The 25,386-nt window shown below is 44.5% G+C and carries 23 protein-coding genes; 17 read left to right on the forward strand and 6 right to left on the reverse strand.

Annotation, left to right across the window (positions count from 1 at the left end):
• Window positions 1-106 precede the first annotated feature (106 nt).
• Complete coding sequence (locus AC3CIA_RS22585) at window positions 107-1,708, forward strand: long-chain-fatty-acid--CoA ligase (protein ID WP_488519110.1); 1,602 nt, start codon at window positions 107-109, stop codon at window positions 1,706-1,708.
• Window positions 1,701-3,350 (forward strand): GMC family oxidoreductase, encoded by a 1,650-nt coding sequence (locus AC3CIA_RS22590; protein ID WP_488519111.1) that lies wholly within the window; start codon window positions 1,701-1,703, stop codon window positions 3,348-3,350. Before AC3CIA_RS22585 ends, AC3CIA_RS22590 begins: the two co-directional genes overlap by 8 nt.
• Before the next feature lie 145 nt (window positions 3,351-3,495).
• On the opposite strand, the gene trxC is transcribed toward AC3CIA_RS22590, so the two are convergent.
• On the reverse strand, window positions 3,496-3,930 hold the full coding sequence (gene trxC, locus AC3CIA_RS22595) for a thioredoxin TrxC (protein WP_004731082.1): 435 nt from the start codon (window positions 3,928-3,930) through the stop codon (window positions 3,496-3,498).
• 122 nt (window positions 3,931-4,052) lie between these two features.
• On the opposite strand from trxC, the gene AC3CIA_RS22600 reads away from it, so the two are divergent.
• The 5 genes from AC3CIA_RS22600 to AC3CIA_RS22620 all read left to right on the forward strand — a co-directional run bounded on the left by AC3CIA_RS22600 (window position 4,053) and on the right by AC3CIA_RS22620 (window position 8,089).
• The gene (locus tag AC3CIA_RS22600; protein ID WP_114635312.1) at window positions 4,053-5,150 is read left to right on the forward strand and encodes a ketoacyl-ACP synthase III; all 1,098 of its coding nucleotides are present in this window, start codon (window positions 4,053-4,055) and stop codon (window positions 5,148-5,150) included.
• 32 nt (window positions 5,151-5,182) lie between these two features.
• A complete protein-coding gene (locus tag AC3CIA_RS22605) occupies window positions 5,183-5,647 on the forward strand; it encodes a GNAT family N-acetyltransferase (protein ID WP_488519112.1) in 465 nt (154 codons plus the stop codon).
• A 99-nt stretch (window positions 5,648-5,746) separates the two neighbouring features.
• Window positions 5,747-6,979, forward strand: a complete 1,233-nt coding sequence (locus AC3CIA_RS22610; RefSeq protein WP_488519113.1) for a glycosyltransferase — start codon at window positions 5,747-5,749, stop codon at window positions 6,977-6,979.
• Window positions 6,980-7,181: 202 nt separating this feature from the next.
• Window positions 7,182-7,658 carry a YeeE/YedE family protein gene (locus AC3CIA_RS22615; protein ID WP_488519656.1) on the forward strand — a complete coding sequence of 159 codons (477 nt, stop codon included), beginning with the start codon at window positions 7,182-7,184 and terminating at the stop codon, window positions 7,656-7,658.
• A complete protein-coding gene (locus AC3CIA_RS22620; RefSeq protein WP_488519114.1) occupies window positions 7,658-8,089 on the forward strand; it encodes a DUF6691 family protein in 432 nt (143 codons plus the stop codon). The genes AC3CIA_RS22615 and AC3CIA_RS22620 overlap by 1 nt, the downstream gene beginning before the upstream one ends.
• Window positions 8,090-8,248: 159 nt before the next feature.
• Here the strand turns inward: AC3CIA_RS22620 and AC3CIA_RS22625 are convergent, their stop codons facing one another.
• Window positions 8,249-9,124, reverse strand: a complete 876-nt coding sequence (locus AC3CIA_RS22625; protein WP_171312806.1) for an endonuclease/exonuclease/phosphatase family protein — start codon at window positions 9,122-9,124, stop codon at window positions 8,249-8,251.
• Between the two features lie 303 nt (window positions 9,125-9,427).
• Here AC3CIA_RS22625 and nrdD point away from each other — a divergent pair, with 303 nt between their 5' ends.
• Window positions 9,428-11,548: an anaerobic ribonucleoside-triphosphate reductase gene (gene nrdD / locus AC3CIA_RS22630; protein ID WP_017081069.1), complete on the forward strand. Its 2,121-nt coding sequence runs from the start codon at window positions 9,428-9,430 to the stop codon at window positions 11,546-11,548.
• A gap of 173 nt (window positions 11,549-11,721) precedes the next feature.
• Window positions 11,722-12,192, forward strand: coding sequence for an anaerobic ribonucleoside-triphosphate reductase-activating protein (nrdG, locus tag AC3CIA_RS22635; RefSeq protein ID WP_171314421.1), 471 nt, complete (start codon window positions 11,722-11,724; stop codon window positions 12,190-12,192).
• Between the two features lie 153 nt (window positions 12,193-12,345).
• Here the strand turns inward: nrdG and AC3CIA_RS22640 are convergent, their stop codons facing one another.
• Window positions 12,346-13,773: an MATE family efflux transporter gene (locus AC3CIA_RS22640; RefSeq protein WP_488519115.1), complete on the reverse strand. Its 1,428-nt coding sequence runs from the start codon at window positions 13,771-13,773 to the stop codon at window positions 12,346-12,348.
• Window positions 13,774-13,894: 121 nt separating this feature from the next.
• Here AC3CIA_RS22640 and AC3CIA_RS22645 point away from each other — a divergent pair, with 121 nt between their 5' ends.
• From AC3CIA_RS22645 to AC3CIA_RS22660, 4 genes are all read left to right on the forward strand, one after another.
• Window positions 13,895-14,731, forward strand: a complete 837-nt coding sequence (locus tag AC3CIA_RS22645; protein WP_488519116.1) for an AraC family transcriptional regulator — start codon at window positions 13,895-13,897, stop codon at window positions 14,729-14,731.
• A gap of 210 nt (window positions 14,732-14,941) precedes the next feature.
• The gene (locus AC3CIA_RS22650; RefSeq protein WP_488519117.1) at window positions 14,942-16,126 is read left to right on the forward strand and encodes an amino acid aminotransferase; all 1,185 of its coding nucleotides are present in this window, start codon (window positions 14,942-14,944) and stop codon (window positions 16,124-16,126) included.
• 11 nt (window positions 16,127-16,137) lie between these two features.
• Window positions 16,138-16,824, forward strand: a complete 687-nt coding sequence (locus AC3CIA_RS22655; RefSeq protein WP_054546836.1) for a putative ATP-dependent zinc protease — start codon at window positions 16,138-16,140, stop codon at window positions 16,822-16,824.
• 324 nt (window positions 16,825-17,148) lie between these two features.
• On the forward strand, window positions 17,149-18,756 hold the full coding sequence (locus AC3CIA_RS22660; RefSeq protein WP_267136073.1) for an ABC-F family ATPase: 1,608 nt from the start codon (window positions 17,149-17,151) through the stop codon (window positions 18,754-18,756).
• Between the two features lie 203 nt (window positions 18,757-18,959).
• Here AC3CIA_RS22660 and AC3CIA_RS22665 read toward each other — a convergent pair whose 3' ends face one another.
• Window positions 18,960-19,484: a hypothetical protein gene (locus AC3CIA_RS22665; protein ID WP_054546838.1), complete on the reverse strand. Its 525-nt coding sequence runs from the start codon at window positions 19,482-19,484 to the stop codon at window positions 18,960-18,962.
• 99 nt (window positions 19,485-19,583) lie between these two features.
• A complete protein-coding gene (locus AC3CIA_RS22670; protein ID WP_108209198.1) occupies window positions 19,584-19,982 on the reverse strand; it encodes a YgiW/YdeI family stress tolerance OB fold protein in 399 nt (132 codons plus the stop codon).
• A 280-nt stretch (window positions 19,983-20,262) separates the two neighbouring features.
• On the opposite strand from AC3CIA_RS22670, the gene AC3CIA_RS22675 reads away from it, so the two are divergent.
• The 4 genes from AC3CIA_RS22675 to modC all read left to right on the forward strand — a co-directional run bounded on the left by AC3CIA_RS22675 (window position 20,263) and on the right by modC (window position 24,478).
• Window positions 20,263-21,735 (forward strand): cobyric acid synthase, encoded by a 1,473-nt coding sequence (locus AC3CIA_RS22675; protein ID WP_237298141.1) that lies wholly within the window; start codon window positions 20,263-20,265, stop codon window positions 21,733-21,735.
• Window positions 21,736-21,917: 182 nt separating this feature from the next.
• Window positions 21,918-22,676: a molybdate ABC transporter substrate-binding protein gene (gene modA / locus AC3CIA_RS22680; RefSeq protein WP_488519118.1), complete on the forward strand. Its 759-nt coding sequence runs from the start codon at window positions 21,918-21,920 to the stop codon at window positions 22,674-22,676.
• Window positions 22,677-23,375: a molybdate ABC transporter permease subunit gene (modB, locus tag AC3CIA_RS22685; RefSeq protein ID WP_428792037.1), complete on the forward strand. Its 699-nt coding sequence runs from the start codon at window positions 22,677-22,679 to the stop codon at window positions 23,373-23,375.
• On the forward strand, window positions 23,372-24,478 hold the full coding sequence (gene modC / locus AC3CIA_RS22690; RefSeq protein ID WP_004731038.1) for a molybdenum ABC transporter ATP-binding protein ModC: 1,107 nt from the start codon (window positions 23,372-23,374) through the stop codon (window positions 24,476-24,478). Before modB ends, modC begins: the two co-directional genes overlap by 4 nt.
• Window positions 24,479-24,929: 451 nt before the next feature.
• Here the strand turns inward: modC and AC3CIA_RS22695 are convergent, their stop codons facing one another.
• Window positions 24,930-25,367 carry a DUF3069 domain-containing protein gene (locus AC3CIA_RS22695; RefSeq protein WP_004731036.1) on the reverse strand — a complete coding sequence of 146 codons (438 nt, stop codon included), beginning with the start codon at window positions 25,365-25,367 and terminating at the stop codon, window positions 24,930-24,932.
• Between the last annotated feature and the right edge of the window lie 19 nt (window positions 25,368-25,386).

Consider the following 25,386-nt stretch of genomic DNA (forward strand, 5'->3'; position numbering starts at 1 on the left):
AAGCAAAGAGCAAATGAACATAGGTTAAACACATATTCGAAACAAAACACAACAACGTCTACGGTGACCGTGACTAATAGGTCTAAGCCGAATAAGGAGATCATGGATGCACAATCTTGCTGTTAACTTGGAGCGCAGCGCTTCGCTTTTCCCAACTAAAGCCGCACTACGAATGGGGACGGATGAAGTCAGCTTCTCTCAGTTGGAACAACTTTCTGGAAACGTCGCCGCTAATTTAAAGAGGCTGGGGCTCAAGAAAGGAGATAAGGTCGCGTTGTCGTGTCCGAATGTCACGTATTTCCCGATTGCCTATTATGGAATCCTGAAAGCAGGCTGCGTCGTGGTGCCTTTAAACGTGTTATTTAAAGCAAGAGAGATCGCTTACCACCTTAATGACTCGGACGCGAAAGCCTATTTATGCTTTGAGGGCAGTGAAGAGCTGCCCATCGGTCGCTATGGCTTACAAGGTTTCGAACAGGCAAACCATTGTGAACACTTTGTCGAGATACCCATCCCAACCGGCGCAGACACGACTTCAGAAAGAAACGAGCAGCATGAATCAATCACTGACTGGTTAGAACAACCTTTGGCTTCGTTTGAGTCTGTGGCTTGCCATGGTGATGATACCGCTGTGATTCTTTATACTTCAGGTACGACAGGTCAGCCAAAAGGGGCTGAGCTTTCCCACACCAACATGCAAACCAATGCGATGTCGTCACAGTATCTAATGCGATTGGAGTACAGCGACACCACAATGGCCACACTGCCTTTATTCCATAGCTTCGGCCAAACGGTCATGATGAACGCGAGTGTGCTAACAGGGTCGACCATGGTGTTGATTCCGCGTTTCGAACCGTCACTGGTGATCGAACAGATCATTAACCATAAAGTCAGCGTGTTTGCGGGCGTTCCAACCATGTATATCGCGCTATTAAAGGCGGGAGAAGAGTCCTCTAGTAGTTTAGAAATAAGCAAACGCTCTGAACAGGTTAAACACAGCTTGAGGTTGGGTGTTTCTGGCGGTGCTTCTATGCCACTTGAGGTTATTCGACAGTTTGAGTCTCGCTTTGAGCTTCCAGTATTAGAAGGCTATGGTTTATCAGAAACAGCGCCAGTTGCGACCTTTAATCATATTGATGGTGACCGATTGTCTGGCAGTGTGGGTCAACCTTTGTGTGGTCACCTTATCAAGATCACTGATATACAAGGTAACTCTGTTGCAATGGGTGAATTGGGCGAAGTCTGCATCAAAAGTCCAAGTGTCATGAAAGGCTACTATCAAAGGCCAGAAGCTACGGCGGAAGCCATCAGAGACGGTTGGTTCCTAACTGGAGATATTGGACGCACCGATGAGCACGGCAACTTGTTCATTGTCGATCGCGTTAAAGACATGATCATCCGCGGTGGTTACAACGTGTACCCGCGCGAAATCGAAGAAGTATTGATGTGTCATCCTGATGTCGAAATGGTCGCGGTGGTGGGTGAACATCATGATCGCCTAGGCGAGGAGATTCACGCCCATGTGGTGCTTCACGAACATACGCAATGTGATAGTGTAGCTCTGATAACATGGTGTCGTGAGCAATTGGCCGATTACAAATATCCGCGTAAGATATTCATTCGTAAAGCCTTACCCATGACAGCAACCGGAAAAATCTTGAAGCGCGAATTACACCCACTAGAAATAGCGGAGATGGCAAATGGATAGTTATGATTTTATTGTTGTTGGCGGTGGTTCGGCTGGGTGTGTGATGGCTTCTCGGCTGTCGGAAGATCCTAATGTCACTGTTTGCTTACTAGAAGCGGGCGGCAAAGATACGAGCCCATTCATTCATACACCGGTTGGCGTTGTGGCAATGATGCCAACCAAACTGAATAATTGGGCTTTTGAAACCGTTAAACAACCGGGTTTGAACGGCCGCAAAGGTTACCAACCGAGAGGTAAGACACTTGGCGGCTCTAGTTCTATCAATGCCATGATGTACGCTCGTGGGCACCGTTATGATTACGATATATGGGAAAGTTTGGGTAACACTGGGTGGGATTATGAATCGTGTCTGCCTTACTTTAAGAAAGCAGAAAATAACGAAGTTCACCAAGATGAGTATCACGGCCAAGGTGGTCCATTGAATGTGGCTAACCTTCGATCGCCAAGTCCAATGTTGGAACGCTATTTAACGGCGTGTGAGTCGATAGGGATTCCTCGTAATGACGACATCAACGGTGCGGCTCAGTTTGGGGCGATGCCGACTCAGGTGACTCAGATTAATGGTGAACGATGCAGTGCTGCTAAGGCTTATTTAACACCAAACCTTTCGAGACCAAATCTAACGGTCGTGACCAAGGCCACCACGCATAAGGTCTTGTTTGAAGGCAAGAAGGCGGTCGGGGTTGAATATGGCTCTAACGGGAAGCGTTATCAGATCAGAGCCAACAAAGAGGTGATTTTATCTGCGGGTGCATTTGGTTCTCCCCAATTGCTGTTACTGTCGGGTGTCGGCGTTAAAGCTGAACTAGAGACGCATGGCATCGAACAGGTTCATGAATTGCCTGGAGTAGGTAAGAACCTACAAGACCATATCGACTTAGTGCATTCGTACAAATGCAGTGAAAAGCGTGAAACCTTCGGTATCTCGTTGCAAATGGCCTCTGAAATGACCAAAGCTCTGCCGCTATGGCACAAAGAACGCCGTGGCAAGATGAGTAGCAACTTTGCTGAAGGGATAGGCTTTCTATGTTCAGAAGATCATATCGCCGTGCCGGATTTAGAGTTTGTATTTGTCGTCGCTGTGGTAGATGACCACGCCCGAAAAATACATACCAGTCATGGGTTTACCTCTCACGTCACCTTGCTACGACCGAAAAGCATAGGAACCGTAACGCTTAATAGTAGTGATCCTTATGATCCGCCTAAGATCGACCCTGCGTTTTTCAGCCATCCAGAAGACATGGAGATTATGATTAAGGGCTGGAAGAAGCAGTATCAAATGTTAGAGAGTTCGGCGTTTGATGACATCCGTGGCAATGCTTTCTACCCAGTGGACGCCAGTGATGACAAGGCTATCGAGCAAGACATTCGTAACCGTGCAGACACTCAGTATCACCCGGTCGGGACCTGTAAAATGGGCCCTAGTAGTGATTCATTAGCCGTGGTAGATAACGATCTTAAAGTTTATGGATTGGATAATTTGAGAGTCATTGATGCTTCTGTGATGCCGACATTGATTGGGGCAAACACCAACGCGCCAACCATTATGATTGCTGAAAAAATCGCAGATCAAATCAAAGAGGAATACGGGTTAGGTCAGCAAGAATCTAGTATTCAAGCGAAAGGCGAAGCTGTGGTTTAATTCAAGAAGCTAAGTGATAACCATAAATAAAACAGTAGGTTAGATAGTCTTGATTTGATAAGACTCTCTAACCTATTTTTGTGTGTTTACTTAGAACAAAGCAAAAGCTAATTCAATAGTTTAATCAATAGCTTAAACAATAGTGTTACTTGGTTAGAGCTTGATTAAGCCATTGATCAAATTGGCCTTTTGGTAACGCACCGTTAATCGTATCGACACGTTTACCGTCTTTAAAGACCATTACCGTCGGAATACTTCTGATTTGGTACATCGCGGCAAGCTGCTGCTGAGCTTCAGTATCAATCTTAACGAATCGAACATCTCCCGAGCGCTCTTTAGCAACGTCACTGAACACTGGCGCAAAACCCACACATGGGTTACACCATGTCGCCCAGAAATCGACAACCACAGGCTGTGAACTGTTCAATATAGATTGGAAATTAAGTGACGTTCCCTCGATAGGAGCGCCATCGAGCAATGCTGTTTTGCATTTACCACAAGTTGGGCTTTCTGAAATTCTTTCTGAAGGAACTCGGTTTACGCCATTACAAGAAGGGCATCGTGTGTTGAATGTAGACATAACTTTCTCTTTTTATTGTAACTCCGTTGCTAACGCGATTTACGAATCACGCACGGAGCGCTTATACTGTTTAAAACTAGAATACGATACTTAAATAGAAACAAACAATAAACAGGTAAATGATGACAAAATTTTACGCCGAAATTACTGGCTGGGGAAAGTGTCTACCACCAGCCGTGCTGTCCAATGATGATCTAAGCACTTTCATTGATACGTCTGACGAGTGGATTCGAACTCGAACTGGTATCGAAAACCGTCGTATCAGTCATGTAAATACCTCTGAGCTAGCGACTGTTGCAGCGAAACATGCCATGGCGTGTGCTGGCCTAACAGCCGAAGATATCGATCTCGTGATCATCGCGACGTGCAGCCCAGATTCCCTTATTCCAAATACCGCATCTAAGGTTCAACAGAACTTAGGCATTAAGAGTGCAGCGGCTTTCGACCTTAACGCAGCGTGTACTGGCTTCATTTACGGTGTCGAAACGGCGACTCGACTGATTCAAGCGGGTAACTACCGCAATGCGATCGTTGTAGGCGCAGAACGCCTGTCATTTTTCATTGATTGGACTAAGCGTGATACCGCGGTTCTTTTCGGTGATGGAGCCGGCGCTGTGGTTCTATCTCGCACTGAAGAACAAGTCGGCTTACAAGAAGCTCAAATCGGTTGTGACGCCGAAGGCCGCGATATTTTAGCGGTACCAAAATTCGGTACGTCTATGGATCGCTTTGCGGCTGATAACGGTTACTGGGACTTTGATTTCGTTGGTAAAGAAATCTTCAAACGCGCAGTGAAAGGCATGGGCGCAGCGGCGCACACAGTTTTGAGTCGCACAGGCATCTCAACCGACAACATTGACGTTGTGATTCCGCACCAAGCGAACATCCGAATTATTCAAACCCTTTGTGATATGGCGGGTATCGATCGCGAGAAAGCGTTTGTTAACATCCAAAATTACGGCAACACATCCGCAGCGACAGTACCAATCGCATTGTGTGAATCGCTAGAGCAAGGTTTCGTTAAGCCTAACGACAATATTCTTGTTGCAGCGTTTGGTGCGGGTTTAACGTGGGGTGCTGGCCACATTAAATGGGGTAACCGTGTTGAACCGCTAGGTCAATCAGATGCTAAGCTTCCAGAAGCTGATAAATCCGCTTTAGAGCTTCTAGAAAGAGCCATTTTACACTGTAAAACACACCCGAATTCAGCGAGCGAATAACGCTGATGGGTACAGTCGTCAAAGTACGTCTTATGACTAAAGCCGACCTTGATGAGGCGGCTTTAGTCCACCAAGCTGCATTTGTTCGACAACAGCACTCTAGAAGTTGGTTACAATGTAACTTAAATGCTGCACCGCGTTTTCTTAACTTTGTTGTGGAGAGTGAAGGCGAGATCTTGGGTTACATCATCTGGGTTCAGAAAAGCGGGTTTAGACCTGAAGCTGTTTTAGAACTAGAGCAACTTGCCGTGTTACCAAGCGTGCAAGGGCAAGGATTGGGAAAAACGCTGATTCTAGATTCCCTGCCGCAGGTAAAACAGCATTTGGCGGATCAAGGCTCGACGCTCAAACACGTGCTAGTGACCACCAGAGCAGACAACTTTGCACAAAAGCTTTATCAATCTACGTTGGGTGCAGAAGTCGAAACCACGATTTCAAACCTGTATTCTGCTGATGAAGTACTTATGATCGCTCGCAATATAGGTGAGCGAATCTGATCGCTGAGTTTTTAGAACTAATTATAATCAGCGGTATAAATCGACTTACGTTTAATTAGGGACTTCTACAGTCCCTTTTGTTATTTCTTAGGAAGTGTTTTGAAGAAAGTTTTAGCAATTGGCTACGTTTGGCCAGAACCGAATTCATCGGCGGCGGGTAGCCATATGATGTCACTTTTACGCCTGTTCAAGAGACAAGGTTGGTCAGTTGAATTTGCAACGCCAGCTCAAGAAACCGAGCACATGATCGATCTTTCTGAAGAGGGCATCACAAGCCAATCTATACAGTTGAATTGCGACAGCTTTGACCAATACATTGAAGAGCTGCAACCCGATGTCGTGATGTTCGACCGTTTTATGATGGAAGAGCAGTTTGGTTGGCGTGTTGAGAAAGTATGCCCGAATGCATTTAAGTTACTGGATACTGAAGATTTACAGTTCCTACGTAACGCGCGCCATGAAGCTGTTAAGAAAGAGACTGAACTGACCAAAGCGCATTTGTACAGTGACTTAGCGAAACGTGAAATTGCCGCGATTCTACGCTGTGATCTTTCGTTGATCATTTCAAGTTACGAGATGGAACTTCTTCAATCTGAGTTCAATATCGATCCAAAACTGCTTCATCATCTGCCTTTCATGGTTGATCTTAATACGCTACCTGAAAGCACGAAAAGCTTTGAAGAACGTAAGAATTTCATGACGATAGGCAATTTTAGACACGCACCTAACTGGGATGCTGTGCTGCAGTTACAGAAGATTTGGCCGAAGATTCGCAAACAGCTACCTGACACTGAACTTCATATTTATGGATCGTATCCGCCGCCAAAAGCGACCGCATTACACAACCCTAAAACCGGTTTCCATATCAAAGGTTGGGCTAAAGATGCTCAAGAAGTGATGGAAGATGCGCGTGTTTGTGTTGCTCCATTACGTTTTGGCGCTGGCATTAAAGGTAAGTTGCTTGATGCGATGAAGCTGCAAACTCCGAATGTAACCAGCGAGATCGGCAGTGAAGGCATGCTACCGCAAGGTGAACTGCAATGGCCGGGTGCGGTTGCTGATGATATCGACGAGTTTGTTGAACAAGCTGTCGGTCTATACAAAGATGAAGAGAAGTGGCTTAAGGCACAAAGCCAGTGTCATTCAATCCTTGAAGCGCACTACGAGCAGAATCAACTCGGCGACGCATTGATTGAGCGATTAACGGCGTTAGAGTCTGAACTTGAATCTCATCGACTAGATAACTTCTTTGGTTCGATGCTCAAGCACCACAGCATGGCGAGCACCAAGTACATGTCGCAGTGGATAGCTGAAAAGAACAAGACTAAGTAGCTGATAAAATATAACCGAATCAAATAATAAGCCCTTAGGTTAACGCCTAGGGGCTTTTTTCATGCGGGACGCTTTCTATTCCAGACTTACAAAACGAAACATACTAGCTCTACATTAGCATTGACTAATTTACATTTATTAGTAAACTCTAATTTATAGTTTGTTATGAGTTTATGATGTTTGTGGATAGGAGAGGTCGGTGATGGGTTTAATACCTTGGGATGCATTGTTCGGTGGCATGTTGTTAGGTGCTTCGGCAATTATACTTATGTTAGGCATAGGGCGAGTAGCAGGAATCAGCGGTATTGTTAGCCGACTATTGCCATCAGGTTCGAACAATAGTGCAAGCAAGGCTTCTCAATCAGGTACGGACAACAACGTTGAGAAGACCGAAAAGCACTGGCGCATCGCCTTTGTTGTGGGAATGGTCATAAGTGGTTGGCTATTAATCCCGACAGGCTATCAACTTCCACAGTTAGAAGAGATGAATTTCGTTTTAGTCATTATTGCTGGTCTTTTGGTTGGCTTTGGTACTAAAACAGCAAATGGTTGTACTAGCGGCCATGGCATTGTGGGAATGGCTCGTTTATCTAAACGTTCTATTGTTGCGACCTGCGTATTTATGGGCGTGGCAATCGTAACCGTGTTTATCAAGAATCTGATTGGCTTGGGGGCATAATGAAAAACGCTTCATTTACTATCGTTGTCGGTTTGGTCGCAGGTATTCTGTTTGGGTCAGGAATGATTATCTCAGGCATGGTTTATCCTGAGAAGGTACTCGGCTTCTTAGACATTACCGGTAACTGGGACATTAGTTTGGCATTCGTTATGGGTGGCGCGCTATTGGTCTTTGCACCGTTTTATCATTTGGTCATTAAAAAGCGTGCTAAAGCGATTAATGGCGAGCCGTTAGATAGCCGTAACAATCCGTTGATAGACAGAAAGCTGATTCTTGGCTCTACAGCGTTTGGCTTAGGCTGGGGGATTGCAGGCTTTTGCCCGGGGCCTGCAGTAACCAGCCTTAGTGGCGGTAACCCTACGGTATGGCTGTTCGTCTTAAGTATGCTGGTGGGGATGTGGCTAGCGGGTCGAACCAATAAAGGTTGCTAGCAGTACGCCTACCATTTATTGCATGGCTGAGAGGATTCGATCTTATCTGACCAAACAGAGAGGCTGGCCCGCTTTCAGTAAAAGCCAGTCAGCCTCTTTCTATATCTACTGTTTTCTATTATTTGCACTTATCTACAATCTGCCGTTATCTAAAATCTACTATTTAATAGTCGTTGAAACAGGGCAGTGGTCACTGAGTTTGTAGTCCAGAACATCTTGCGTTTCAAATACCTTTTGCTTCGCAGGAGAGGCATCCAAGGACTTGCTCACAACAATATGATCAATCACCGAACGGAACTGGTGTGTGCGATGATTGTTGCGGTTTGAGCGCACCTTACAATCTGCTCGAGTTTTTCTTGTTGCCAACTGGGCATCGGTATTTTGCGTCATATCTTTCCACATCCAATCTCTTGAATAGGATAGGTTATGGTTGAAATCGCCTAGAATCGCGTAGTCTTCACCATTACGTTCTCTTTGCTGTATCCACTTATTCAGTTGCTTAGCTTGGTCTTTAAGTATTGAACAGTCACGGTTCGACTTGTAAGCGCCGCTGCAACCCGCCTTTAAGTGCACTGACAACATGTGAATTGGATTTGAATCCGTTTCCACAACCATATAACTGGCAAATCTGAGCTTGCTGTTAGCACTCGTTTCCAGAGGAAAGTCAGCGTAGTCAGTGAGAGCGATTCCTTTACGAACCGCGAAGCCCGTATATTGGTTCACTTCTTTGAATTGTCGGTTACTGTTTTTGGGCAATGAACGATCAGACATCAATATTTTGTATTGAGCGCCGGCGATGCGTTGAATGGCATTGATGTCATCGACTTCTTGAAAAGCGACCACATCCGCATTTAAGGATTGGAAATACTGTTCGAGTTTATCGAAATCTGCTTGGTTTCGTTTGGAAGAAAACTTATTCACAGCCTCGTTGGTTGATAACCATTCGATATTCCAACTGGATATGGTCAAAGGTTCAGCAAATGTCTGGCTACTGAGTAAGCAAGCTAACATTATCCACTTTTGAAGTCGTTTCATCCCAAATATCCCTAATTTTGGTGTCCAATATAGTTGAGCCGTTATCCTACAACACTTACCAAAAATTCAACTCTTTTTAGCAGTTTTTTTATTGTTACATTGTTTCTTTTCGACTTGAGAACTCACGTAATAATATTGGATTTATCTTGTTCAGCGTGCGCGTTTTATTGATCCAAATCAATACTCAAAGTTGGTGGTTCTCGTTAAATACGCCACAATATCTAGTGTTAGTTAAACGATAAATCGCTCTATATAGTGTGTTTGTGGATAAGTCTGTGAATACCTCAAGAGTAAGGAGAAGTGGTGAAATCAATCGTAATCAAGCGTGATGGCTCAAGAGCTCCATTCAGTAGAGATCGTATCCAAGCTGCAGTGGAAGCAGCATCAGACAAAGCCGATAAGGAAATTGCTATTTATGCTCTGAATGTGGCATTAGCAGTTGAGTTGAAGCTCGAAGACTACGATGAAGTTCATATTTCTGAAATTCAGACTTTGGTCGAGAATGAGCTAATGCAGGGACCGTATAAGTCTCTGGCTCGTGCCTACATTGAATATCGTCATGACCGAGACATCGCACGTGAAAAGCAAAGCGCTTTAACTCGTGAGATCGAAGGTTTGATCGAAGAAAGCAATGTTGATCTGATCAATGAGAATGCCAACAAAGACGGTAAAGTAATCCCAACTCAGCGTGATTTGCTGGCGGGTATCGTGGCTAAACACTATGCAAAAACTCACATTTTGCCGCGTGACATCGTACAAGCTCACGAGTGTGGTGACATTCATTACCACGATCTAGACTACGCACCGTTCTTCCCAATGTTTAACTGTATGCTTATCGACTTGAAAGGCATGTTAACGCATGGCTTCAAGATGGGTAACGCGGAGATCGACACGCCTAAGTCTATTTCTACAGCAACAGCGGTAACCGCGCAGATCATCGCGCAAGTCGCGAGCCACATCTATGGCGGTACTACGATTAACCGTATCGATGAGGTTCTAGAGCCTTACGTTATGGCGAGCTACGAGAAGCATTTATCACTAGCGAAAGAGTGGGACATTCATAGCCCAGAAGCTTTTGCTATCTCTCGTACCGAGAAAGAGTGTTACGACGCGTTCCAATCTCTGGAATACGAAGTAAACACGCTACACACGGCTAATGGCCAAACTCCATTCGTTACGTTTGGTTTTGGTCTAGGCGAAAGCTGGGGTTCGAAACTTATCCAGCAATCTATTTTGAAAAACCGCATTGCAGGTTTGGGTAAGAACCGCAAAACAGCGGTATTCCCTAAACTGGTGTTTGCAATCAAAGATGGTTTGAACCACCAGAAGCAAGATCCAAACTACGACATCAAGCAATTGGCGCTTGAGTGTGCGTCTAAGCGTATGTACCCAGACATTCTTAACTACGACAAAGTAGTAGAAGTGACAGGGTCATTTAAAACGCCTATGGGTTGCCGTAGCTTCTTGAATACTTACGAAGAAAATGGTGAGTTGATTCACGAAGGCCGTAACAACTTAGGTGTAGTTAGCCTCAACTTGCCACGTATCGCGATTAACGCGAAGCAAGATATGGTTAAGTTCTACGAACTGCTTGATGAAAAATTGAAGCTGGCTCGTCGTGCTCTAGAGACTCGTATCTCTCGTCTAGAAAACGTCAAAGCACGTGTTGCTCCAATCCTATATATGGAAGGTGCATGTGGTGTTCGCTTGAAAGCGGACGACTCTATTGCCGATATCTTCAAGAACGGCCGTGCTTCTGTTTCTCTCGGCTACATTGGTATCCACGAAGCAATGACTGCGCTTTACGGCACAGATGTTCACCTGTATGACGACGGCGAAATGCGTGCTAAAGCGCTTGAGTTAGTGGAGTACATGAAGCGTGAAGTGGAATCTTGGACCAAAGAAACAGGTTACGCGTTCAGCCTATACGGCACACCAAGTGAAAACCTATGCAGCCGTTTCTGCAGCATTGATACCAAAGAGTTTGGTGTGATTGATGGCGTGACAGACCGTGGTTACTACACAAACAGCTTCCACTTAGACGTGCAGAAGAAAGTGAACCCATACGACAAGATCGATTTCGAGATGCCTTATCCTGAAATCTCTAGTGGTGGTTTTATCTGTTACGGCGAATTCCCGAACATGCAGAAGAACATCGAAGCACTAGAAAATGTATGGGATTACAGCTACACACGTGTTCCTTACTACGGCACCAACACGCCGATTGATGAGTGTTACGAATGTGGTTACAACGGTGAGTTCGACTGTACAAGTAAGGGCTTTACGTGTCCTAAGTGTGGCAACCACGACTCAACCAAAGTGTCGGTAACACGCCGTGTTTGTGGTTACCTTGGTAGCCCAGATGCACGACCATTTAACTTCGGTAAGCAAGAAGAAGTTAAACGCCGCGTGAAGCATCTTTAATCTAACGAAGGATCTTAGTTAAGATCTGAGATCTTTAGCTAGCTCACTTAGAAGAGCTACGTTTCAAGACATAAGATTGGTATCGGCGCTATGTCGATACCAATTCTTTCGTTTCAGTTCTTACAGCACTTCCTTCAAACTATTAAGCAATAACGAGTTTTCAATACTGCCTTATGAATTATCATCAATATCACCCAATCGACGTTGTAAATGGCCCAGGAACACGCTGCACGTTGTTTGTGTCGGGTTGTGTACACCAATGTCGCGGGTGCTATAACCAGTCGACACAAAGATTGGACTCTGGGCATTTGTTTACTCAAGAGCTACAAGACCAAATTATCTCTGACCTCAATGATCCGCGAATTAAGCGTCGTGGTTTATCGCTTTCTGGTGGCGATCCTCTGCATCCGGCAAACGTGTCTGAAGTGCTGAGGCTTGTTCAGCGTGTAAAAGCGGAATGTGAAGGCAAAGACATCTGGATGTGGACTGGCTACGAGCTCGATGAGCTGGATGAAAAGCAGAAGCAAGTATTGGAATACGTTGATACCCTGATTGACGGTCGTTTCGAACAAGATAAAGCGGACCCAATGTTAGATTGGCGTGGTAGTTCAAACCAAATCATCCATCGATTTACTGACTTATAAACTTATAAGGTTTGTTCTGATTCAGTATTCTCGTGAACAGAAAAAGAAACAGAAAAAAGGGCTTCATCGTTAGCGCAATGCTACAAATCAGCCCTTGGGTGTGAGTTCTTTTGAATCTATCGCCCGATACCTAAGTTTTGGTTTGGCGCCTGTTTAAATAGGAATGTGCTCAGGCTCATCAATTAGGTTGTTTATCCATTTCTTGGATTGAATCCTCTGACTGGTCAGAACTATTTTGGCTAGCTCTTCGAGTAACACAATCATCAAAACCCATTCTAGCGGCCAACCAAACACTACCGCAGTAAAGTAGGCAAGGGGAATACCAATCGCCCATTGGCCAAACAGATCGATGAAGATGCTGTAGTTGATGTCTCCACCACTTTTCAGCACACCGCCGATACCAACCATATTGAAGACTCTCAGTATCATGCCGAGTGCCATGACTAAGGTGACGTTTACGGCCGTGTCTTTTAGCTCTAAGTGCGTAAGGCCGATCATGTATATGATCGCGGGTTTAGCAAACCAGCACATCAAGGCTAACAGAGCCGCAAGCCCACAGCTGACCAATACATATCCCCAAGCGGTATTCTCAACACGTTGATAGTTCTTTGCGCCGATCTCGTTGCCTAAAATGATCGAAGCAGCGACGGCAAAGCCCATGAACGCCGAGATCAAGATGCTTTCTACTGGTGATAACAATGAAATGATCGCAAGCTCGCCAACCCCCATCTGACCAACAATAACGTTATAAATCAGAATGCCACCCGCCCAAGCCGTGTCATGAACCAACATCGGAATTGCTATCTTGAAATACTTCTTTCTATGCTTAGGCAATATTGCATCGCGCCAATTACTTAGTGTTGGGAAAAGGTGGGCGTAGTGTTTCTTTGCCATAACAAGCAGGGCAATCGTTTGAAAGAATCGAGACACCGTAGTACCGATTGCCGCGCCAACCACACCCAGTTCTGGGAATCCAAACAAGCCAAAGATCAATAAGGCATTGAGGATCGCATTGATGATGATCGCCCAGATGCTGATCTTGGTAGGTAGTTTTGCTTCGCCGACCGATCGCAGTGCGCTTTCTAAGGGCACTACGATCGCGGTACCAAAAAGGCTGGCTCCTGTTATCCAAAGGTAATCCGTTGCCAAGCGGACGTAATCAGGGTCTGAGGCCACCACAGACACCACGGATTCAGGAGCCAATGTATAAATCAACACAAACGGGATAATGGCGACAATCGACAATGCCCACGATTGCGCTAGTGTGCGTCTAATCCCCTTGAAATTACCCGCACCAAAATATTGCGAAGCTAGCACGCTGACGGCGCCGCTAATCCCCGATACCATGATCAAGTTGAAGAAGAAAATGCGGTTGCCAACGCCCACAGCGGCGGTTGCAGAATCACCAAGCTGATTGACCATAAAGATATCGACCACGCCTAGTAATGAAAACAACATGGTTTGCAGTGAGACAGGTAAACCAATGTGTAATAGTTTTTGCCAAAACTCTTTGTCCAAATGACGATATGTCGAGAGCATCGCATTTCTCCTGTGGTTAATATGCGAGAAGTTTATCGGCATTTGTTTTGCCTGTATTGTTTCTGTTCATCACAAGCTTTTGCCAAACTATCTATTTTCCAAAACTATCGAACTACTTACATGGCGACTCAGTTGCAGGCAAACCCAATGAGCGAAAAGAGAAATGAGTGAGAAGCAAGAACGGTATGAGATTTCTGAAAACACGTATCAAGAGTTTGTCGACCAAAGCCATGTATTGGCATTCGAAGAGCTAGGTATCGTTCAGTGTGGGACGGCGTCGTGTCGTGATTTCTTTTCGGTGTATCGGAAAAACCAACAAAAACACATGTTGCTGTATACCGTGAGAGGAAAGGGTTGGTTAGAAAGTGGGGCGTGTCGCTATATTCTAGAGCCAGGGTCGTGTATTACCGTGCCTGCGGGCATTGAGAATGGATTCGGGATTGAAGAAGAAACATGGCAAATCGCATGGATCTTTCTCTCACCCGATAAACAATGGGAAAATGTCGTCAGTGATGAAGTGAGTTATACGCTGTCTCCCGCAGCAGAAGTCGTCTCGTCGTGCATTCATACTCTGTTGAGAAGCATTGCCTTACCGATCGATTTGGGTGGAGCAATTGCTAATCACAGTGTGGCTCAAATAGAACACATGATTAATGCGCCGGTACCTCAGCAACAATCACGCAATTTGATTCGTTTAAGACGAGTGTTCGACAACGTACAAAAGCAGCTCCACAAGGAATGGAACGTTCATGAGCTGGCAGGCTTATTCCCGTGTTCAGAGCCGCATTTCCATCGTTTGTGCCAGCGCTATTATTCACACAGCCCAATGACTCATATTATGCGTATGAGGATGGAGTACGCAGCACGCTTGCTGAAGTCGAGTGATTGGTCGATTCAACACATCGGCGAGATAGTCGGTTACCCGAATGCGTCTAACTTTAGTACTCGATTCAAGGCTTGGTCGGGAGTGACACCGAGGCAATTCAAACAGAACACCTAATTGAAGTCGTAATAAAAGACTTAACAATAAGCCCGTTTATTTTGTGATTGGTTATTAAATGCCCGAAATTTTCACATTATCTTGGCTTAAAATGACCAATCTCTGATTACTTATGGTAACTAAGCTCTTCTATTAAAAAATGTTTCTGATTTTAGTACGAAAATGTTAACGTGAAATTCAATACTTGAATTTCAAAGGGTTGTGACTTTCATGTTTTCACATCTACCAAAACCAACTTTAGATCCAATTTTATCTCTTTCTGTCGCTTACCGCGGCGATCCTCGTACTGACAAAGTCGATTTAGGCATTGGCGTTTACAAAAACGACCAAGGCGAAACACCGATCATGAAAGCCGTTTCTATGGCTCAAGACATTGTTGTCGATACTCAGAAAACCAAAGCTTACGTTGGCCTAGCAGGCTGTGAAGAGTTTAACCAGAGCATGGTTGATCTGCTGCTTAAAGGGACTTCTGCAATGGGTCGTGTAGCCGCGATTCAAACACCGGGTGCAAGTGGTGCACTTCGTATGTTGGGTGACTTAATGAAAGTTTCTCAACCAGACACCACGGTTTGGATTTCAAACCCAAGCTACGTTAACCATAAACCGGTGATGGAAGCGGCGGGCTTAAAAGTTCGATACTACAACTACTTCAGTCCGGAAACGAAGCAAGTTGATACTGCGAAAATGTTGGATGATCTTTCAAAAGCGGGTCCATCAGACGTGGTACTTCTGCACGGTTGTTGCCACAACCCAACGGGTGCTGATATCAACTTTGAAGCGTGGCAGGAAATCACTAAGTTATCGCAAAAGAATGGTTTCTTACCGTTCGTTGATATTGCCTATCAAGGCTTTGGTGACGGCCTAGAAGAAGATGCAAAAGGTCTTCAACATATGGCTAACAACGTAGAAGAGATGCTGATTACTACGTCTTGTTCAAAAAACTTCGGTTTGTACCGTGAAAGAACGGGTGCTGCGATCGTTATCGGTAAGAACAGCGAACACGTTGGCAACGCAAGAGGCAAGCTTCTTACGCTGGCTCGTTCAACTTACACTATGCCGCCTGATCACGGTGCTGCTCTGGTTAAAACAATTCTTCAGAATCAAGAGCTAACGAAGATTTGGAAGCAAGAGTTGAGTGAAATGCAGCAACGTTTGTTAAATCTGCGCCAAAGTTTATGTGATGAATTGCGAAATACTTACAACACGTCACACTTTGACTTCATTGAAAGCCATAAAGGTATGTTTAGTGTACTAGGCTTTAAAGAAACTCAAATGAATCAATTACGTGAAGAATATGGAGTCTATGGTGTTGGTGATGGACGCATCAATATTGCAGGCCTTTCTGAATCCCATATTCCTTATGTAGCTAAAGCGATAGCTAACGTTTCGAAATAGAAGGTGACTGAATGTATAATTGGAAAGCGATTGTAGTCTTAATGCTAAGTGGTGGCCTGTTTGCTTGTTCGACGACGACTCAAGTTCCTGTCGAGCCAGAGCAAAAGCCTCAAGTAGAACAACCCGTTGTGGATGACTCTTCAAAGACTGAAGCAACTGAAGGCGAGAAAGTAACGGAACCTACAGAGAAGCCTGAAGAAGTAAAACCAACTGAGCCAGAAGTTAAACCTGAGCCAGTTGAAAAGCCACCAGCAAAACCGTTAAAAACGGATGATGGAAAACTGATTCTTGGCGAAGAAGAGTGGGTGTTTGTTCCTGGTTTGAAAGAAGCATTTAAAGCTCGTATTGATACAGGCGCAACAACATCTTCGATCAGTGCTGTAGATATCGTTGATTTTGAGCGTGACGGAAAAGACTGGGTTAAGTTTAAAATTGAGCATGACGGTATCACAACCAAAGAGATCAGTTTACCGGTAGAGCGTTGGGTTAAGATCAAGCAGTCGAGCGCGGAAGGCACACAACGACGTGCTGTTGTCGTAGCTTCAATTCAAATCGGCGATCTGAAAGACAAAACTGAGTTTACGCTAGCAGACCGAACGCATCTTTCTTTCCCTATTCTATTGGGTAGAAGCTTCTTTAGAGATGTTGCGGTAGTGGATGTAAGCCAAAAGTACGTTCAAAAGAAAATTACTAAATAACGGTACATCTCCTCCTCAAGCCTTTTAGTCTTGAAGAGAGATAGCTTTAAAAGCGATCAGATTAGAACATTTTTAGTATCGATAAATTGAATCCCTGTCAGTTCAACTGGTGGGGATTTTTCTATTTACACGTTAATAACGTATGAAAAGCATCTAAATGGTCTATGTTTACGATTCGTTTACGGTTTAGCCTCGACAACGTGATCGAGATCTCTATATAATCCGCGCTTCGATTTTTGTTTAATCCATACTTTCGTACTTCTTATTTAGGTTCTTGAAATAGCCTAATAATTATCTGTCAGTACACGCTTAGGAATTAGTTCTTTGATATCTACCGCGAACATCACAATGCAATTTGGCGCAGAGCCGCTGTTTGAAAACATCTCTGCTAAATTTGGTAACGGCAACCGCTATGGTTTGATCGGCGCCAATGGTTGCGGCAAGTCAACGTTCATGAAAATCCTAAGTGGTGCATTAACGCCAAGCTCGGGCAACGTTTCTATCACTCCAGGAGAGAAACTGGGTGTGCTAAGCCAAGATCAGTTCGCTTTTGAACAATACAGCGTTATCGACGTTGTGATCATGGGTGACAGAAAACTGTGGGAAGTAAAACAAGAACGTGACCGTATTTACTCTTTGGCAGAAATGAGCGAAGACGATGGTATGAAAGTCGCTGAACTTGAAAGTGAATTCGCTGAAATGGATGGCTACACAGCAGAAAGCCGTGCAGGTGACATCCTAATTCAAGCGGGTATCGAAGAAGAGTTCCATTTCGGCCTGATGCAGCAAGTTGCTCCAGGTTGGAAACTGCGTGTGCTTCTGGCACAGGCTCTATTTGCAAACCCAGATATTCTGCTTCTTGATGAACCAACCAACAACTTGGACATTCACACGATCAACTGGCTTGCTGAAGAGCTAAACCAGCGTAAATGTACAATGATCATCATTTCGCATGATAGACACTTCCTGAACTCTGTGTGTACGCACATGGCTGATATCGACTACGGTGAGCTACGTGTTTACCCTGGTAACTACGAGTACTTCCTAGAAGCTTCTGGTTTGATTCGTGAGCAACTTCTAGCAAACAACGCTAAGAAAGCGGCTGAAATTAGCGAACTTCAAGATTTCGTTAACCGTTTTGGCGCAAACGCATCTAAAGCGAAGCAAGCAAGTTCACGTGCTAAGAAAATGGATAAAATCACGCTTGATGAAGTGAAATCATCGAGCCGTATGAGCCCATCAATTGATTTTGGTGAAGGCAAGAAATTACACCGTCAAGCGCTTGAACTTAAAGAGCTTGGTCACGGCTTCGATGGCGAAACACTGTTTGCTGGTGGTAACTTGCTGCTTGAAGCGGGTACACGCCTTGCTGTTATTGGTGAGAACGGTGTGGGTAAAACCACGCTGCTACGTTGCCTAGTTCAAGAACTAGAGCAAAACGAAGGTATCGTTAAATGGTCTGAAAACGCATCGGTAGGCTACTGCCCACAAGATAGCACGACTGACTTTGACAACGACCTGAGCATCTTCGATTGGATCTCTCAATGGCGCACAGTGAAGCACGATGACCTTATGGTACGTGGCATTCTAGGTCGTCTATTGTTTACTGCTGATGACGCGAACAAGAAAGCGCGTAACTGTTCAGGTGGTGAGAAGAACCGTCTGTTATTCGGCAAGCTAATGATGCAAGACATCAACGTGCTTGTAATGGACGAACCAACGAACCACATGGACATGGAAGCAATTCAAGCGCTTAACGATGCATTGAAGGTTTACACTGGCACACTTATCTTCGTAAGCCATGACCGTGAGTTCGTTTCTTCTTTGGCGACACACGTTATTGATGTGAAAGACAAGCAACTGGTTAGTTTCCAAGGTACTTATGAAGAGTACTTAGATCATCAGAAAAAGATGCTGATGGTTGCTCTATAGATGCAAATTGCTCGCTAAGTCTTAACGTGGTTAAAAGCGAGCGATAACAGCGAATAATAAAAAAGCCCCGAGCATATTTATGCTCGGGGCTTTTTAGTATCTCTGTATCACTACTTATAAAGGGAACTTAGCTTAAAAGTAGACCCTAGCTTAGAAACAGAATTTAACTAAGGCAACTAATTCAGTTTAGCAGCCGATTCAGTTTAGAAGCCGAATCGAGCAGACATTAAGATTTGGTGGCCATAAGTACCGTTGTTTCGCATATCAAGGCCAACAGACAGTTGATCCGTTGAGTGAAAGCGAGCGCCGATACCAACAACTGAGCGAGAGTCGTCGTTGTCGATCAGTTGACCAAGGCGCGCGTTAACTTCAACGTTTGCCATTAACCACGCTCTCAAACCGATGTTGATTTCAGTCTTGATGTGATTGTCATCATTACGTTCAATGTTGTGTAACAGCATTTGACCCGTAACGTCAGCAAATTGATTAATTGGGCCGTTGAACCCCATACCTACCGCTGCATCCCAGTCACTTTCAAATTCTGAATCGATACGAGCAACAAAGTGAGAGTTCTGAGTGAACATTGTTGTTACTTCACCACCGAAAGTACTTGGGCTAGTACCCATGCGTAGCTCGAATGTGTTGTAGTTAAAGTTGTTTGCAGACGCAGAGAATGAACACAGTGCAGCTAGTCCTAAAAGGACAGTCTTATTCGTGCAACCTAGCATGGTGACTCCATATAAATTGTATTTTTCGGCAGTATAATACAAAAAAGCCTGCAATATGCAGGCCAATTACTTGAAGTCAGTATGTTTTGTATTTATCGCTTATAGAACTTGGATATGATCCACTTCGATTTCCGGTGTCTTGCCGCCTTCATATTCGCCGAAGATGCGTACTTTAGTATCAGCAGTTAGCGGTTGTGCTAGGCGGATATCATCATCCAATTCGATTTGAATTTCACTCTGCCCATCAGAGAAGACAAATGTATCATTCTTTAGCTGACGAACAATCTTGCCATCTACAATCGCTTCTTGCTCTGCGAACATGCTTGTGTCTGCAAGTAGTGTCGCAACAGAAACGGTTTCAATCGGCCCTGTGTAAGCGATAGCGCTCTCGTGCTTGCTATTGCTGTTGTGGGTATTGCTGCTGTTGTGGTCACTAGCCATTGCGAAAGTAGGGGCAAGGATAATAGTAGATGCGATAGCTAATACAGTTTTTTTCATGGTGAATCCCTTAATGTTGTTTTTAGTAGAAACGTTTTTCTGAATTTGAAACGTTTCTTTTCGTTAGTACGTTTTATTTGTTGATGCGCTGCTTATTGTTCATAAGCTTCGTTTCGATGGAGCCATTAAACAACACCGGGGTTGAATCCAGAGTGAGTAACACATTCATTTTCCATTCATTTTATTGAGCATCTACTCGGCAATGACGTTAAGATGGAGGCAGAGAAATATTGCGTACAGCTATAAATTGAACATTAAGAAATTAAGGATTTAAGTACAGATGCGATCACCGTTAAACGCCCTTATGGTTCAAGGGACAACGTCAGATGCCGGAAAAAGTGTTTTGGTGGCAGGTTTATGCCGTGTTTTGGCAAGGAAAGGAATCAAAGTGGCACCTTTTAAGCCACAAAACATGGCGTTAAACAGTGCGGTGACAAAAGATGGCGGCGAAATTGGTCGCGCTCAAGCCGTTCAGGCGCAAGCTTGTAACATTGAACCCACTGTTCACATGAATCCGGTATTGCTAAAACCCAATTCAGATACTGGCGCACAAGTGATTCTGCAAGGCCGAGCGATCAGTAACATGGAAGCTACGGGCTATCACGATTACAAGAAAGTGGCGATGGATACCGTTATTGACTCATTTGACCGACTTTCTGACGAATACGAAAGCGTGATGATTGAAGGGGCGGGTAGCCCAGCAGAAATTAACCTCCGCGAAAATGATATTGCGAACATGGGATTTGCTGAAAAGGCGGATATCCCTGTGATCATTGTTGCTGACATTGACCGTGGTGGCGTTTTTGCACACCTCTACGGCACATTAGAGTTGTTATCTGAATCTGAACAAGCTCGCGTAAAAGGCTTTGTGATAAACCGCTTTAGAGGCGATATCGCGCTACTTCAATCTGGACTTGATTGGCTAGAAGAGAAAACCGGCAAGCCAGTGATTGGTGTATTGCCATATCTCCATGGTTTTAACCTAGAAGCGGAAGATGCCATTACCTCAGCTCAAGAGTCTGACGGAGAAGCTAAGCTTAAGGTGGTGGTGCCAGTGCTAACCCGAATCAGCAACCATACGGACTTCGACGCGTTAAGACTTAATCCTTCCATTGATTTACGTTATGTCGGTAAAGGTGAACGTATAAACAATGCAGATTTGATTATCTTGCCGGGTACAAAATCGGTAAGAGCTGATTTGGATTACCTAAAACAACAAGGCTGGGATAAAGATATTCAGCGTCATTTACGCTTGGGCGGCAAAGTGATGGGTATTTGTGGTGGTTACCAGATGCTAGGAAATATCATCCACGATCCAGATGGCGTTGAAGGTGAGCCAGGAAGCAGCGAAGGGTTAGGATATCTCGATACTGAAACGACGCTAACACAACAGAAAACCTTAACAAACATGCGCGGCACCATGACACTTGATGGTAAAACAGCACAAGTAAAAGGGTATGAGATCCACGTAGGTAGGACTGATGTCAAAGAAATAGCATTACCGGTTCAGTTAGAATCAGGCAGCCTTGATGGCGCTGTGAATCAAGATAACTCAATTTTTGGTACTTACCTGCATGGCGTATTCGATAACAGCGATGCGTTGTCGCTTATTTGCGAATGGGCAGGAGCCAACGATGTAACAGCGATTGACCATGAACAGCTTAAAGAGCTGGGTATTAATCGAATCGCTGATGCCATCGAAGAGCATTTAAATCTTGATTTGCTTTGGCCGGAATTAACCATTTCGGTCTGAATTAAAAGCTTTAGCCTGAATTCAAAAGCTTATGTCTGACTCATTAGCTTATGTCTGACCTAATAGCTTCAGTTAGAGTTAAAAGCTTTAGCTTGCGTTAATAGCTTTAGCTTTCGTTAAACCGTTGAGTCTGTCTTAAAACGAGCTCAAGAACTGAAACGAACAATAGATAAGTGATCACAATGAAAAAGCGAGTCATCCTTTTAACCATCGCCTTAACTTCGGCATTGAGTTCTAGTCATCTTTTGGCTGCGGAAAAGCTACGAGTTTACGCTGCATCGTCGATGACGAATGCGGTTAACTTGTTGGTCGAAGAGTTTGAGAAAGATCATTCTGTCGATGTTATTCCAGTCTATGCGAGCACGTCATCTTTGGTACGCCAAATCGAAAGAGGCGCGCCAGCAGACATATTTATCTCGGCAAACGAAAAATGGATGACGCATTTAGTCGATCGTCAATTGGTTTCTAGTGACAATGTCACAAACTTGTGCGAAAACGAATTGGTGCTAATTTCCCCGAAAGAGACGCCAATATCGTTGGATCTCTCAAACGGTGACCAATGGGCTAAACTACTAACGAATGAAAGACTTGCGGTTGGTAACACCATGTCGGTTCCTGCGGGTATCTATGCGAAAGAAGCGCTAGAAACGTTAGGTGTATGGGACGATGTGAAGACTCGATTGGCACTAAGTAACAATGTTCGTATGGCATTGGCTTTGGTAGAGCGTAGAGAAGCTAAGCTTGGCATTGTCTACAAAACAGATGCGTTGCTTTCTAAAGAAGTGAACCTAGTGTCGACGTTCCCATCAAATTTACATACGCCAATACGTTACCCTGTAGCGAAGTTGAGCGATAAAGTCGTCGCAGAAGAGTTTTATACTTTCCTAAATAGCGGAAAAGCGAAGGACACCTTGAACAGTTTTGGATTTGAAGTGCGTTAAATGATGTATTTATCGGAATACGAATACCAAGCCTTAATGCTGAGCTTGAAAGTCGCTGGTTTTGCCATCTTGTGGCTTATTCCTATCGGCATCGGCTTAGCATGGTTGCTTGCTAAGAAACAATTTGTGGGTAAAAGCATTGTAGAAAGTATTGTCCATTTGCCTTTGGTACTTCCACCTGTGGTCATCGGTTATTTGTTGCTAGTGATGATGGGTAGGCAAGGCGTTATTGGCTCTTGGCTTAATGACGTGTTTGGTATCGTATTCAGTTTTAGCTGGAAGGGCGCGGTACTCGCGTGTGTTGTTGTCGCGCTGCCATTGATGGTTCGCTCTATTCGTCTGAGCCTAGAAACCGTAGACAGTAAACTGGAAGAGGCCGCAGCCACATTGGGCGCTTCACCTCTTCGTGTGTTTTTCACCATCACTTTACCTTTAATGATCCCAGGGATCATTACTGGCACCATGCTTTCATTCGCAAGAAGCCTAGGTGAATTTGGTGCGACCATCAGCTTCGTTTCAAATATTCCCGGTGAAACTCAGACCATTCCATTGGCCATGTATACCTTTATTGAAACCCCTGGCGCGGAAATGGAAGCGGCGCGTTTGTGTGTCATTTCAATTGTGATAGCGCTCGGTTCATTAATGCTATCTGAGTGGCTCAACAAAAAGTCAGCAAAACGCTTGGGAGGAAATGCATGAGTGCTTTGATCCTTCAATATCAGCAGCAGCTTGGTGAAACCTTTTTTGATATCGATTTAGAGTTACCGAGTAGCGGAATTACGGCGATTTTTGGTCGTTCTGGTGCGGGTAAAACCTCCCTTATCAATGCGATCAGTGGCCTTAAACAGCCAGACAAAGGCTTGATCAGCGTATCTGGCACCACTCTGTTTGATAGTCGAAATGGCATTAATTTGCCAACCCATAAACGCAACGTTGGTTATGTGTTCCAAGAATCGCGATTGTTCCCGCACATGAAAGTTGCGGCGAATCTTAAGTACGGTATGAAAGGTGCGGACAAAGCGCACTTTGAGCAAATAGTTTCGCTGTTGTCTTTGGACTCATTGCTTGATCGCTATCCAGCTCGTCTGTCTGGCGGTGAGAAGCAACGTGTGGCAATTGGACGTGCTTTGTTGTCTAAGCCGAGTATTTTGTTGATGGATGAGCCATTGGCCTCTCTCGACTTACCTCGTAAGCGCGAAGTGATGCCGTTTCTGGAAAACCTTTCTGAAACAGTGAATATTCCAATCATTTACGTTACGCACAGCCTTAATGAGATCCTACGCTTGGCCAATCACCTTGTGATCATAGAGCAAGGCAAAGTCATTTCGTCGGGTGTGACTGAGGAAGTATGGGCTTCACGAGCGATGCAGCCGTGGCAATCGTTCTCAGAACAAAGTTCATTGTTTGAGGGGACGCTAGCTGAGCACAATGACGATTACGCACTATCGCGACTGAAGCTTGGTAAATCGACATCGTTGTGGGTTCAGAAGGTGTCGAGCGACATTGGAGCTGCGGTAAGGTTACAAGTTAGGGCAAATGATGTCTCTATCACGCTAGAACAGCCGCAAGGCACTTCTATACGTAATATCCTCCCTGTGACCATTAAAAGCGTAGAGACGCACCAGCAAGGCTCAAACAAGCAGAGTGTTGCAGTAGAACTGGAGCTAGAGCCTGGTTGTTACTTGTGGGCCACCATAACCTTGTGGGCTCTGGACGAGTTGAGTTTGGAAATCGGTCAGCAAGTCTACGCTCAAATTAAAGGCGTGAGTGTCGCTCAGCGAGATATTGCCGTCACGCACTGATTCAGGCGCGACCTTTGAGGCAATGAGTGAGATAAGTTCGGTCATTGTCTTTTCTATGTTTACTGCTTTTCAGCGGGTTTAACGTTTGTCAGTGATGCTTACTGCTTGTTTGCGATACTTACTGTTTGTCTGCAATATGAATACTTGTCCGCGATATGAATATTGATCTTGATTCCATGAATGGATACATGCGTCATTTTTTTACGGTATAACTGCCAGCTTTACGCCACACTGTATGAGTGTTAAGGCATATTAATTATTTGTAGAATGTCAAAAGCGACACTGACAAGAGCTTCAGTGGCAAAAAACACAAAGATATTGTGAGCGAAGCTCTCAAGCAACGAACAGAAAAAGCTGCAGGCACAAAAAAGCCGCATGTTTTAAATAACATACGGCTTAATCATTAAGTTTTCGTTAAATATTCAACCTAAATTTAGGTGCGATGAATAGCTTAGCGGATGAAAACTTCTTTGAAATCACGCTTCAAGATAGCATCACGGCGCGCTTTCTTGATTTGCTTAGCCATGTCTTTTACACAGTTATGTAAAATTTGGTCAAGCAGTTGAGCTCGGTACTCTTCTTTTTCTTCATCAGACATGCCTTCTGGAAGTTTAAGAGTAGGGAACTCCTCCATCATGTTTACACCAGCGAAAGCTTGGCTAACAGAGATTAGAGCGTGGAATTGCTCAAAGTTGTCTAAAACATTTTGTGCGCTTGCTGGAAGGCTGCTCCAAGTTTCACGCACTGCTTCTTCAGACACCTCATGAATAGAAGTAACCATGTTGTGCATCTCTTTAGGCACTTCATCAAATTCGATAACTTGGCGAAGCTCTGGTGAGATAGTGGTTAAATCGATTTCTTGTACTTCGTTGTTTGTAGCGTCTGACATAGTATTTCTCTTTAAAAAG

Source organism: Vibrio sp. QJM3NY_27 (genome assembly GCF_057785955.1).

Bases quoted from the DNA above. Each gene is read 5' to 3' on its own strand.
- AC3CIA_RS22585 (WP_488519110.1), top strand. From the start codon at position 107: ATGCACAATCTTGCTGTTAACTTGGAGCGCAGCGCTTCGCTTTTCCCA.
- AC3CIA_RS22590 (WP_488519111.1), top strand. From the start codon at position 1,701: ATGGATAGTTATGATTTTATTGTTGTTGGCGGTGGTTCGGCTGGGTGT.
- trxC (WP_004731082.1), bottom strand. From the start codon at position 3,930: ATGTCTACATTCAACACACGATGCCCTTCTTGTAATGGCGTAAACCGA.
- AC3CIA_RS22600 (WP_114635312.1), top strand. From the start codon at position 4,053: ATGACAAAATTTTACGCCGAAATTACTGGCTGGGGAAAGTGTCTACCA.
- AC3CIA_RS22605 (WP_488519112.1), top strand. From the start codon at position 5,183: ATGACTAAAGCCGACCTTGATGAGGCGGCTTTAGTCCACCAAGCTGCA.
- AC3CIA_RS22615 (WP_488519656.1), top strand. From the start codon at position 7,182: ATGGGTTTAATACCTTGGGATGCATTGTTCGGTGGCATGTTGTTAGGT.
- AC3CIA_RS22620 (WP_488519114.1), top strand. From the start codon at position 7,658: ATGAAAAACGCTTCATTTACTATCGTTGTCGGTTTGGTCGCAGGTATT.
- AC3CIA_RS22625 (WP_171312806.1), bottom strand. From the start codon at position 9,124: ATGAAACGACTTCAAAAGTGGATAATGTTAGCTTGCTTACTCAGTAGC.
- nrdG (WP_171314421.1), top strand. From the start codon at position 11,722: ATGAATTATCATCAATATCACCCAATCGACGTTGTAAATGGCCCAGGA.
- AC3CIA_RS22640 (WP_488519115.1), bottom strand. From the start codon at position 13,773: ATGCCGATAAACTTCTCGCATATTAACCACAGGAGAAATGCGATGCTC.
- AC3CIA_RS22645 (WP_488519116.1), top strand. From the start codon at position 13,895: ATGAGTGAGAAGCAAGAACGGTATGAGATTTCTGAAAACACGTATCAA.
- AC3CIA_RS22650 (WP_488519117.1), top strand. From the start codon at position 14,942: ATGTTTTCACATCTACCAAAACCAACTTTAGATCCAATTTTATCTCTT.
- AC3CIA_RS22655 (WP_054546836.1), top strand. From the start codon at position 16,138: ATGTATAATTGGAAAGCGATTGTAGTCTTAATGCTAAGTGGTGGCCTG.
- AC3CIA_RS22665 (WP_054546838.1), bottom strand. From the start codon at position 19,484: ATGCTAGGTTGCACGAATAAGACTGTCCTTTTAGGACTAGCTGCACTG.
- AC3CIA_RS22670 (WP_108209198.1), bottom strand. From the start codon at position 19,982: ATGAAAAAAACTGTATTAGCTATCGCATCTACTATTATCCTTGCCCCT.
- AC3CIA_RS22675 (WP_237298141.1), top strand. From the start codon at position 20,263: ATGCGATCACCGTTAAACGCCCTTATGGTTCAAGGGACAACGTCAGAT.
- modA (WP_488519118.1), top strand. From the start codon at position 21,918: ATGAAAAAGCGAGTCATCCTTTTAACCATCGCCTTAACTTCGGCATTG.
- modB (WP_428792037.1), top strand. From the start codon at position 22,677: ATGATGTATTTATCGGAATACGAATACCAAGCCTTAATGCTGAGCTTG.
- modC (WP_004731038.1), top strand. From the start codon at position 23,372: ATGAGTGCTTTGATCCTTCAATATCAGCAGCAGCTTGGTGAAACCTTT.
- AC3CIA_RS22695 (WP_004731036.1), bottom strand. From the start codon at position 25,367: ATGTCAGACGCTACAAACAACGAAGTACAAGAAATCGATTTAACCACT.